This is a genomic window from Rhizobium etli 8C-3, assembly GCF_001908375.1.
In the GTDB taxonomy this organism is placed as follows: Bacteria; Pseudomonadota; Alphaproteobacteria; order Rhizobiales; family Rhizobiaceae; genus Rhizobium; species Rhizobium etli_B.
Genome location: NZ_CP017244.1, coordinates 177066 through 187411 on the forward strand (window position 1 = coordinate 177066; position 10346 = coordinate 187411).

At 57.3% G+C, this 10346-nt stretch carries 10 protein-coding genes and 1 pseudogene; 5 read left to right on the forward strand and 6 right to left on the reverse strand.

Translation table 11 applies throughout. From position 1 onward, the window contains the following. Window positions 1-424 precede the first annotated feature (424 nt). From AM571_RS25670 to AM571_RS25680, 3 genes are all read right to left on the reverse strand, one after another. Window positions 425-1264 carry a hypothetical protein gene (locus AM571_RS25670; protein ID WP_074063873.1) on the reverse strand — a complete coding sequence of 280 codons (840 nt, stop codon included), beginning with the start codon at window positions 1262-1264 and terminating at the stop codon, window positions 425-427. Between the two features lie 134 nt (window positions 1265-1398). Beyond that, window positions 1399-1827 carry an SRPBCC family protein gene (locus AM571_RS25675; RefSeq protein ID WP_074065572.1) on the reverse strand — a complete coding sequence of 143 codons (429 nt, stop codon included), beginning with the start codon at window positions 1825-1827 and terminating at the stop codon, window positions 1399-1401. After that, window positions 1820-2155, reverse strand: a complete 336-nt coding sequence (locus AM571_RS25680; protein ID WP_074063874.1) for an ArsR/SmtB family transcription factor — start codon at window positions 2153-2155, stop codon at window positions 1820-1822. The genes AM571_RS25675 and AM571_RS25680 overlap by 8 nt, the downstream gene beginning before the upstream one ends. 255 nt (window positions 2156-2410) lie before the next feature. On the opposite strand from AM571_RS25680, the gene AM571_RS25685 reads away from it, so the two are divergent. Then, the gene (locus tag AM571_RS25685) at window positions 2411-4288 is read left to right on the forward strand and encodes a methyl-accepting chemotaxis protein (protein WP_074063875.1); all 1878 of its coding nucleotides are present in this window, start codon (window positions 2411-2413) and stop codon (window positions 4286-4288) included. A gap of 192 nt (window positions 4289-4480) precedes the next feature. On the opposite strand, the gene AM571_RS25690 is transcribed toward AM571_RS25685, so the two are convergent. Beyond that, a complete protein-coding gene (locus tag AM571_RS25690; RefSeq protein WP_196776380.1) occupies window positions 4481-5065 on the reverse strand; it encodes a GNAT family N-acetyltransferase in 585 nt (194 codons plus the stop codon). Between the two features lie 175 nt (window positions 5066-5240). Between AM571_RS25690 and AM571_RS25695 the strand changes: the two genes are divergently transcribed. Continuing rightward, a complete protein-coding gene (locus AM571_RS25695) occupies window positions 5241-5672 on the forward strand; it encodes a GNAT family N-acetyltransferase (protein WP_074063877.1) in 432 nt (143 codons plus the stop codon). Window positions 5673-5983: 311 nt separating this feature from the next. On the opposite strand, the gene AM571_RS25700 is transcribed toward AM571_RS25695, so the two are convergent. Beyond that, the gene (locus AM571_RS25700; protein ID WP_074063878.1) at window positions 5984-7750 is read right to left on the reverse strand and encodes an adenylate/guanylate cyclase domain-containing protein; all 1767 of its coding nucleotides are present in this window, start codon (window positions 7748-7750) and stop codon (window positions 5984-5986) included. Between the two features lie 451 nt (window positions 7751-8201). On the opposite strand from AM571_RS25700, the gene AM571_RS25705 reads away from it, so the two are divergent. Further along, window positions 8202-8456, forward strand: coding sequence for a FitA-like ribbon-helix-helix domain-containing protein (locus AM571_RS25705; RefSeq protein ID WP_074063879.1), 255 nt, complete (start codon window positions 8202-8204; stop codon window positions 8454-8456). Next, window positions 8453-8872, forward strand: a complete 420-nt coding sequence (locus AM571_RS25710; protein ID WP_074063880.1) for a type II toxin-antitoxin system VapC family toxin — start codon at window positions 8453-8455, stop codon at window positions 8870-8872. The genes AM571_RS25705 and AM571_RS25710 overlap by 4 nt, the downstream gene beginning before the upstream one ends. A gap of 282 nt (window positions 8873-9154) precedes the next feature. On the opposite strand, the gene AM571_RS25715 is transcribed toward AM571_RS25710, so the two are convergent. Next, window positions 9155-9724 (reverse strand): nucleoside 2-deoxyribosyltransferase, encoded by a 570-nt coding sequence (locus tag AM571_RS25715; protein WP_074063881.1) that lies wholly within the window; start codon window positions 9722-9724, stop codon window positions 9155-9157. A 176-nt stretch (window positions 9725-9900) separates the two neighbouring features. Here AM571_RS25715 and AM571_RS25720 point away from each other — a divergent pair. Then, window positions 9901-10092, forward strand: a pseudogene (locus AM571_RS25720) (Rrf2 family transcriptional regulator); the annotation flags it as partial. Window positions 10093-10346 lie beyond the last annotated feature (254 nt).

Sequence of the window (10346 nt, forward strand, 5' to 3'; positions counted from 1 at the left end):
CCGAAGATTGTTAGCTTAATTAAACTTGCCATTGCTGCACTGGATGTATAGCTGCGCTGAACAATCTCTCCGGAATACCGCGGAAACCGGGCGTCGCTTGGTCTGGATCCTCTCGTATGTTCACGATCGTCCGCGTTTTTCCTTTCGACTTTGACGACAAAAGCCCATGCGTGAAGCTGTGCACAAAGCAGGAGACTGGGCATCTAGACGACGGCCGGCATTTTCTGATACGCGGGCTGGATACCGCATTCCCGTTTGTTCGTCTGGGACTGCCTCTGCCTAATCTCGGGCTTGGAATTATCCGCCGCATAGAATCCGCGAGGGTTCCCCACCCAATAGGCAGCTCGCCTTCACGGAGACAACGGGACGACGAAGTCTTCGATGATCGTTGCCGACAGCTGCCGCCGTACCCAGCAAAGCGGTTTCAGTGTTTCGCGTGCGAAAGGCATAGAATTTCGCGATACGCGCACAGCTCATCGAGCAGTGTCCTTTCGATGGCGAGGATTTTAGCCTTCTCCGCCTCGCCGACGAGCTGGATGATGTAGCTCTGCTGATCATTGCCCTGTCTGTCGATGAACGGGTTCAAGAGGCTTTCGGGATCTCCAAGTGCAGGCAGGGCACCGATGTCTTCATTCGTGACATTGGGGGCATAGAACATAAAGTGCGGCATTGTCATGGTATGAACTTCCATGTCCGGCGGCCCAACCGTGCGCATGATCGGGGATACCATGTAAGAGAGGCCTGGTCTGTTGGGAACGCCGTAGGTCTTGTCCTCATATCGCTTCTCGATTTCGGATTTCAGGACCATTGGGGACATTCCCTTAGCACGGAGTGCGGCCACGTCCATGATAACCTTAAAGTGAGCATTTGTGCCGGCCGCATCGTAGCAAAGCGGAATGTAGATATCGTTTCGAAAGTCGGCGAGTTCCCACGCCGTCCTCTCGACCAGGCAGGCCAATCCGTTGCTTCCCTGTCTGGCCAGCGCGTAGCCCTTGGCGGGATCGAGAATGTAGACTGCAGCCTTGCCTCGTAAGGCCGGCGGAAGGGCGCTGAGAGCGTAGCGGATTTCGAGGTCGGATGCCATTTTGTCGAGGGCCGTGTCGTAGGCCTGGCTCCTGCCGCTTAGCGCAATGCTGATACCGAGCGCGATGGCAAAGGCGAGCAGTGGTTTTGTGGCTCGCCTAAAGATGTCGCTCGCCTGTTCGAGGGCAATAACTGCCTTGCCGATAGTCCTACGTGTATTTGCTTCCTTGATTAAAGACATAACTCTCCTCCTGCCGGTTGCACGCCGTTCAAACAGCGCCGCACCGGTCAAACCAAATTATAGTGAGATCGCTCAGCCGACAGCGCCACGAGCCGCCGGCGCAATCGGGCGGACCGTGGCAGGTCAGAGAAACGTCAGGCGATGGCTTCTTCGAGTTTGTTCAGGACAGCGTTCCATCCGCCGATGTGAGCGAGGCGCGCCTCATCGCTTTGGAACTTGACCTGCCTCAAGGTAATCTCGGTCGTGTTCGCGTCGATGGCGGCGAGATCGATCGTGACGATACTGTCCTCAAGGGAATAAGGAGATTCCCAGGTAAAGGACAGGCGCGAGTAGGGATCGATTTCCAGAAAGGTACCCGTATGCGGTATTTCGCGATCGTTTGCTAGCATGACAATCGAAAACCGGCCGCCCTTGACCGCGTCAACGCTGACCCTCGACGGGCCATTGCTGTGCGTCGGGGTTTGCATGAATTTGGCAAGCATTTCCGCTGAAAGCCAGGCGGCAAACACCTTTTCGCGAGGCGCGGCGATCTTGCGGTTAACAGTCAATTCAAGCTCACTCATGTCCTTCATCCTTTGCATTGAGCACCTCTTCGAGCGCCTGCAGGCGCAGTTCCCAGACGGACTTGAGTTTGGCGAACCAGGCCTCCGTTAACCGCAGCGGTTCAAGTTCCGCGGCAATGAGATGCTCGCGGCCCAAAGTCCGGCGGGTGACCAGCCCCGCCTCCTCCAGAACCTTGATATGCTTGGAAACGGAGTTCAGGGACATGTCAAAATGAGCAGCAAGGGCCGTCACTCTCAACGCGCCCTCCTGAACGAGGAGCGTGAGAATCTTGCGCCGCGTGGTGTCGCCAGCGGCCTTGAGAATATGTGACAGAGCGTCTTCGTTCATTTATTCACCCGTATGGTTGAATATAACCATCGGCGATGATTAGTCAACCATTTGGATGAATGATTTTTCAAATTGTTTCGTTTCATGATGAGTCTCTTCGGCGCCGGCGGCGCCATGGCGCGTAAACGCGAGAGTTTGGAGAAGTCTTGGTCGAAAGGCGCCTGTTGTTTGGTTAATACGAAATTATCAATTTAGTGCGACTTTTTAGGTCAACCGGTAAGCCGGCGTCGTAGGTGACTTCAACTGGAGACCCGCATGAAACGTCCGAGCATCAAGCAAGCCCTGATTCTAAAGCTGTCGATCATCAGTCTATTCATGGTTGGCTTGTCCTATGTGTCGCTGAGCACGATTTCGACACTCAGTGCCAATACTGAGCAGATAGGGACCTTCTGGATGGAACGGCTGGTGACGGCTCGCGAGATCAAGGGCAACTTCCTCAATCTGAAACTTGTATATACCCATTACCTCCTCGACGACACAGCACAGGAGCAGGATACCGGAAAGCAGAAGATCGACGCTGCTGTCGCCGCGGTCGAGAACGTCGTTTCCCAATATGAAAACGGCGTCCGCACTGAGCGTGGGCGCGAACTGATCAATCGGATTAAGCCGGAACTGAGCAAATACCGCGGGTTTGCTGAGCAAATGATCGCACTGCAAAATAGCGGCAAGACATCCGACGCGGTTCGTTTCTTCAAGGAAAACATGGAGCCGCAGGCCGAGCTGGTAAACAACGGAGTGGCGGATCTGGTTGATTTTATTCTCAGCCAGGCCGAAGGTTTTGTGGCCGCAAGCAGTGCTTCGGCGAAGTCCGCTTTCATGCTGACGGCAGCGATCGCAACCCTGGCCGTGCTCGTCGCCGTGGCCGGCATTGTGTTTGCGATCTCGGGCATCGCCAATCCGATCCGACGCATCGCATCCGCCATGAAGCGGTTGTCGGATGGGGACATCGATAGCGATATTCCCTATGCGGACCGTGCCGACGAAGTGGGTGAAATGGCCGGTGGCGTTGAAATCTTTCGTCAGAATGCCCTCAATGTCGTCAGGCTTGAGACGGAAGCTGCTGCATCCCGCAGCGAGAGCGAGGCGGCGCGCGCTGCCGCCCAACAGCGCGCCGAAGTCGAGGCCGAACAGTTGCGTTTCGCGACCACGACGTTGGGCGAAGGTCTGCGGCGGCTTGCGGCAGGCGACGTATCGTTTCAGCTTTCGCAGCAGTTTGCGCCGGAGTACGAGGCGTTGCGCGAAGACTTCAATGCTTCGCTCCGACAATTGGGCGCGACGATCGGCGCAGTGCTCCAGACGGTGCACAGCATAGACAGTGGCACCGGCGAAATCGCATCCGGCGCCCAGGACCTGTCCAAGCGCACGGAGCAACAGGCAGCCTCTCTCGAGGAGACGGCCGCCGCCTTGGACGAGATTACGTCGAATGTCGCGATGTCGACGAAACGCACGGACGAGGCACGCAACATGGCTCTTGAAGCCAATGTCAGCGCCCAGCGATCAGCGACGGTTGTATCGGAAGCAGAGCAAGCCATGCGACGCATCGAGGACAGCTCCCAGCAGATTTCGAACATCATTGGCGTAATAGATGAAATTGCCTTTCAGACGAATCTTTTGGCGCTCAATGCAGGTGTCGAGGCTGCGCGTGCTGGTGAGGCGGGCAAAGGTTTCGCAGTGGTCGCACAGGAAGTCCGCGAGCTTGCTCAGCGTGCAGCCCAAGCGGCCAAGGAAATCAAGGGGCTCATCCAAACGTCCTCAACGGAAGTCGAAAATGGCGTAAAACTCGTTCTTGAAACCGGAAGGTCGCTCACGTCGATCGGTGATTACGTTGCACAGATCAACCGGGTTATGGATGCGATTGCAATTTCGGCGCGCGAACAGTCGACCGGTCTTGCTGAAATCAATACGGCCGTTAATCAAATGGACCAGGCGACCCAGCAAAATGCGGCGATGGTCGAGCAGTCAACGGCCGCCGTCGCTTCGTTGTCCTCCGAGGCAAGCCGCCTGCGGGATCTGGTCAATCAGTTTCAATTGGACAGCGAGAAGAGTGTGGTGCAAATGCAGCGCAATGTGCGATCCCAGGAAAGCAACAGATCACCGGAGATGGTCGCTCCACGCCGCATGATCCAAGGATGAACCGTCAGCGACCGTGGTCGAGGTCCTGGAAGCTATTGGCGACGCTGATCGCCGATGCACCTCTGTTGAAATCATTGATGTTGCAGCTGATATGTGACTATGCGCCGACCGGCAAACATCCTCGCCGGTCCATTCCATACTCCCTTCGCGCCCGGAGCCCGTATGCCACAAGCTATCTGATCGGACTGAGCGTTAACGCGGCCGCCGCAGCATCGGGACGAGTGTCGGCGACGAACCGACCTGGATAGCGCCGAGCGGTTCGAAGCCGTAACGTCGGTAGAACGGGATGTTGCGCGGGTTCGAGGATTCCAAATAGGCCGGGGCGTGATCGCGATCGCACCGAGAGAGTGCGTACACCATCAGGGCGTCGCCGTGACCTTCGCCTTGATACGCCGGGTCAACGCCGATCAGGGGCAGGTACCAATGTGGCTCGGTCGGATGATAGGCGGCCATCTGTTCGAATATGGCCGTGGTTTCGGGGGCAAGAGCGCGCGCAACCGTGCTTTCGAGCACCGCACCAAGGCCTTCCTCGTCGGAATGTACTCCGGGCGATAGCCACAGCGCCGTCCCGGCGTAGCCGTCGGTGCAAAAGGCGCTGCCGTTAGAGAATGCGCTGCTCCCGAACGCCCGGATCATTCGCGGCATGGCCGCTAGGTACTGGTGTGCATGCGGCCAGGTCCATCGCGCCATAGGATCCGCTGCAAACGCCAGCATGATCGTTTCGACGGCCAGGTCTTCCTCGGCCGCGGCCATGATTCTCACTGTTGGCGATTTCACACTGCCCTCCTGACATAGGTAGTCCGACGAGGCGCCCGTGCCCGTTCTCAGCTACTCATCCGGATCGCGTGGGAGCGATACCGGTTGCTGCTGGCTCAGCAGTTGGGCGGCTTCTGGCGGCCAGTTTAAAGAGCGGACGTTGACGCCGAATGATGTCTCCGATCAAATAGCGCGCATGGAGCTAACATCAACGCAAGAATATGAGCCTCCCGAGTACGTGACCGAATGGCGAGGAGCGTTCAGGAACGCTGAGGTCAACGCTCTTCATGCGGAGTGTTTTGAGCATCAGGATTCCGCTGTCGATTGGTGGGCACAAGTAAACCGCTTTAGCCTCGGTTGGGTTTGTACCCGTCGCTCGGGGAAGCTGGTAGGGTTCGTTAATGTCGCGTGGGATGGCGGGGTTCACGCTTTCATTCTGGATACAATGGTGTCGCCTACCTTCCGGCGCCAGGGCATAGCAAAGGCCCTGATTGTGGAAGCCGTTGATCGCGTGAAACAAACCGACTGCGAGTGGCTCCATGTGGATTTCGATCCGCACCTCCGGACGTTTTATTTCGACGCTTGCAAATTTAGGCCGACCGACGCCGGTCTCATCGCCTTGAAGTGACCAGATCTAGCAGCGTCCGCTTTTGAGAGACCACCCAGGATGACGGCGGAATGGCTGCAACAGGATTAAGGCTGTCGTTCACTTGCTCAGCCTCCGAAGGCTATCCGGCCCACGGCTGCATAAGCTGCCGCCTTCCGCCCCAAGAACGCCTCAGCAGCGCGCCTATGTCGGCGCCAAACTTTGCCCTCACCAAGAGGTAGACATCGCGGTTGACCATGCTGAAAGACTTGGTCGCGCCGACACCGTATATTGCCCTCATCTGAGCGAATGGCTCCAGAGGTGCAAGACCGGACACTTGCCCGGTCAGGTAGTTACACTAAGCCGGCCTTGCGAAGCCCGTCCACGACTAATTCGAAGTCTTCGGGATTCTTGTAGGGCAATACTTTCCGGCGATGTTCCAGAGAATAGTCAGGGTTGACGCGGAACACTTCCTGCCACTCATGGCGGGCTTCTTCGAAGCGGCCCAGATGGCCGTAGCTCGCCGCCAGAAGCACGCGCGAGACGTCGGTGCCGGGGTTACGGACAAGTCGCCGCTTCAGGATGTCAATTGCCTCTTTGTACCTGTGCAACTGGAACATCGCTTGTGCCTGGAAGTGGAGGTATACGTCCGGATAATATGGGTTCAAGGCTATTGCCCGGTCGAAACAAGCGAGTGCCTCCGCAGACCTGCCGGAATAATGCAGTGCGTAACCGAGATTTTCGTATCCCTCGGCAAGATTTGGAGCGAGGGCGATCAAGCGTTTAGCTTCGCAAATGGCTACGTCGTGGCGTCGCGAATACAATTCGATCATGCCAAGCGCCCAATGTGCGTAAGGATATCGATCGTCGAGCGCCACTGCCCGTGTCGCAAACATTTCCGCTTGTTCCATTGCTGTCGACCACGCCGAGCTCCACTGGTTTGCGTAGTCCAGGATGTTTGCGAAGGCGAGGAAAGCGTAGGCGGGAGCGTAGCTCGGGTCCAGTTCGATGGCGCGCTGCAACAATTCCCGGCCTTGGATGTTTTGCGCTCTCGTGAACCGCCACAGCTGCTCTCGACCATGTAGAAAGCAGTCATACGCTTCTAGGTTCCCGGTTTGCTCGATCGCGAGCCGCTGCTGGTCGCCCTCCGCCAGGTTGATCGTGAGCGCGTCGACAATTTGCTGCGTCACGTCATCCTGCACGGCAAAGATGTCTGTCAGGTCGCGATCGAAGCGTTCGGCCCACAGATGTCCACCCGTGGTCGCGTCGATAAGCTGTGCGTTGATCCGTACCCTGGTGCCGGATTTGCGGACGCTGCCCTCCAGCACATGATGCACGCCGAGGTTCCGGCCCACTTCTTGAACGTTCACGTTCTTGCCCTTGAAGGTAAAGGACGAATTGCGGGCGATTACAAACAGCTGTGACAACTTTGAGAGAGCCGTGATGATGTCTTCGGAGATTCCATCGGCGAAATACTCCTGCTCGGCATCACCGCTCATATTGGAGAAGGGCAGCACGGCGATCGATAACCTCGGCGGCGTTGCTGCCGAAAGCGGAGCGGCCGGAATTCCGGGGGTCACAGTTGCCTGCGCGGCGGTGCCGACTTGGAGCGAGTAGATGCGGATCGGCTCAGCGATGTTCTTCAGCTGCGTGTTGCCGAGATCAGTGGCCGAAAGCTCGAGCCTCGTCTTGACTTGGCGATAGGCGTCTTCGGACAGGCAGATGGCGCCGGGGGCAGCGACGCCCTCCAGGCGCGAGGCGATGTTGACGCCGTCTCCCATCAGGTCGCCGTCACTCTCCTCGACTACGTCGCCCAGATGAATACCGATCCGGAATTCGATGCGGCGGTCCTGCGGCACCCCGGCATTGCGGTCGACCATGCCGTTCTGCACCTCAATGGCGCAGCGCACAGCGTCTACCACACTGCGAAACTCGACCAAAGCCCCATCCCCTGTGCGCTTGATCACGCGCCCGTTGTGCACGGCGATGGTCGGATCAATCAGGTCGCTGCGCAATGCCCGCAACCTGGCCAAAGTGCGGTCCTCGTCCGCGTTAGCGAGCCGGCTGTACCCGACCACGTCCGCGGCCAGGACGGCGGCTAGCTTGCGTTTCTCGCTCATAGGACCATCTCCTCGTCTCCACCATACAGGGGGACGCAGGGAAAAAGGAAATTTTCGGTTTGCGCTCGGCTTTGACTGAGATTGAGCGCGCCATCTGGTCGCCGTCAACCCTGAAAGGTTACAATTCAGCACCCATCCGGAGGAGCGCTTGACGCAGCCCTCTATAAGTTCGACGGTGACAATGTTCGCCGCCGACGTCCATCCCTGGACAATGACTGCCCTGCCACGGTCGCCGAGCGGCGGCTATCTCATAAATGTGCCCTACAGCAAACTATCCGCTCCCGGCCCCAATCAGTCATTCCAGCCAAGCCAAAATCTTGGCTCGCTTAACGAATCCGTTAAAGAGGAATAACAGGGTCGTTGGTTCCAATCCCAACGGAGCCTTCTTGAAAAACGCTGTCATCGGGTATATTTTGATATCAAAGTCATCAAATCTGACAGGATGATATCAATGCCGGCGGTCACCATTCGTAATCTTTCTGATGAAACGCATCGCGCGCTGCGCGTGCGAGCGGCTCATCACGGCCGTAGTACGGAGGCCGAAATCCGTGACATTATTGAGGCCGCCGTTCGTCCATCTGAACGTGTGAAACTTGGCTCTTTACTCGCGGCCATAGGTCGGGACGCGGAGCTATCCAATGACGATGTTGAAGCCCTGCAGCAAAATCGCGATAAGGCGCCAGCCGAACCGATGACGTTCGAATGATCTTGTTGGACACCAACGTGATATCGGAGCCATGGAAACCGGCTCCCAACGGGGCAGTGGTAGCATGGATGGATGCCCAAGTCATCGAGACGTTGTTCCTTTCCGCGATAACAATTGCCGAACTTCGCTTCGGGATTGCCGCCATGCCTTCAGGCAAACGGCAAACAGTCCTTCGCGATCGCCTGGAGGGCGAAGTGCTACCTCACTTCGCAGAACGCGTCCTACCCTTTAATTCAGCCACCTCCCAATTCTACTCGGAACTCATGGTGCGCGCTCGCTTGTCCGGGAAGGCGGTCGGCAAGGCGGATGGATATATTGCAGCCACAGCAGCGGCGAATGGCCTCGCGGTCGCAACGCGCGACACAAGCCCCTTCGAGGCAGCCGGATTGAAAGTGATCAATCCATGGTCCCAATAAAGTTATATTCAGCTAAGTGTGTTCCAACGTGCTGACCCCCTGGGCGTATAATCGGCCTCCAATTTGCCCCCCCTCAGATTTCATGTTTCAATCTGCCGACGATGAAACCGATCGCATTTACGGAGAAAGCGTGCAGCGGTCAGGGCCGACAGTCCGTCAATGTCTGCGGAGGTTTCGGCGCTTGCGACTGGCGAAAAGCCGCTGATCACCATGATGGAGGCGCTGCGCATGCGGCGAAACCAAACGGTTTAGCCGTTCCACCAAGTGCCAGGACTGAGCACTTTAGCGCAGCTTCTCAACGGCGACGGCAAGACACGTCTTGAACGCGGCAAGGTCCGTATAGAGCGCATCCCGCGCGGCGTCTCCAATGATGAGGACGCCACCTCGCCGCTCAATCCCTGCGTGCAGCATGAGATTGTCGGCCAGGCCGAAATCCTCAATTGCAATACCGTTCGGGTCACGCAGTCGACCTTCTGCATCATATGCGACGGCCCCGCCATAAAGATCGCTCACTCGTCCCATGTGATCACGGGCCACATTCGTGTAAGCGAATACAGGCTTACCGCTTGCGCACATAAAGCCGAGTTCGAAGGCCGTCCCCGTATCGGCGGCAATGCCACGAAAGGGCGTCAGATTGGCGATGATCGCGTCAGCCTCGATCATCATCTTCTCGTCCACCGCGTTTATCGCCGCGGCCCGCTCGCGCTTCGAGTTCGTGTGCGGGATTTCCAGATCGCCGGGCGAGAGCGGGAGAAGTCCCGCCTCACGGGCAAGTGCTGCCTTGCGATCGAGGATCTCACGGGCGTTGGGAAGGAAGACCTCCGGACCGGCCAGATAAACTTTACTTGTCATAAAATCGCACCTAAATGGGATGGGCTCGGCAACAGATCTTCTCGCTGTATCGCGAAGAAAGATCACAATCCAGTGGGGAAAGCCGCCCGAGCATTGTTCCGAAGTAAATTCGACGGTTGATGATGACAGGCCGGCTAGTGTGTAATTGTGCTTATTGCACACAAGCGGATAGCGCCATGCCGACCAGTACCCGATGTGCAGTCGCCGTCCACATTCTGACCGGTTTGGCCGTCAGCGACGGCAAGCCGATGCGCTCGGAGGATCTTGCCTATTCGGCCAATACGGGTGCTGTCGTCATTCGCGGGTTATTATCGAGGTTGAGCGATGCCGGTTTGACGCGACAGCTTTGGGCAGGCGGTGGCGCAATACACGTCCAAACGCGGCAGAGCGCCTTTAGCAATCACGCAGTTTCTCTAGAAGTTGCGGGCAGCAATCCAGCAGGGCGCAGCTAAGCTGGTCTGCACAAAGCTGCTCGACCAAGGATCGCTGAATGCACTTTGCGGAATTTTGACACTAGCTGCGTTCGAGCCTCCTGACAACTTGCAAAAAAGGAGGCCTAAACAAGATCAGCAGGCATGCTAGGATTGGTGCCGCAGCGATTACCGGGCGCCTAAAGAATGAC

Coding starts and splice junctions, on each gene's coding strand:
- AM571_RS25700 (WP_074063878.1), bottom strand. CDS start 7,750: ATGAGCGAGAAACGCAAGCTAGCCGCCGTCCTGGCCGCGGACGTGGTC.
- AM571_RS25705 (WP_074063879.1), top strand. CDS start 8,202: ATGCCGGCGGTCACCATTCGTAATCTTTCTGATGAAACGCATCGCGCG.
- AM571_RS25710 (WP_074063880.1), top strand. CDS start 8,453: ATGATCTTGTTGGACACCAACGTGATATCGGAGCCATGGAAACCGGCT.
- AM571_RS25715 (WP_074063881.1), bottom strand. CDS start 9,724: ATGACAAGTAAAGTTTATCTGGCCGGTCCGGAGGTCTTCCTTCCCAAC.
- AM571_RS25670 (WP_074063873.1), bottom strand. CDS start 1,264: ATGTCTTTAATCAAGGAAGCAAATACACGTAGGACTATCGGCAAGGCA.
- AM571_RS25695 (WP_074063877.1), top strand. CDS start 5,241: ATGGAGCTAACATCAACGCAAGAATATGAGCCTCCCGAGTACGTGACC.
- AM571_RS25680 (WP_074063874.1), bottom strand. CDS start 2,155: ATGAACGAAGACGCTCTGTCACATATTCTCAAGGCCGCTGGCGACACC.
- AM571_RS25675 (WP_074065572.1), bottom strand. CDS start 1,827: ATGAGTGAGCTTGAATTGACTGTTAACCGCAAGATCGCCGCGCCTCGC.
- AM571_RS25685 (WP_074063875.1), top strand. CDS start 2,411: ATGAAACGTCCGAGCATCAAGCAAGCCCTGATTCTAAAGCTGTCGATC.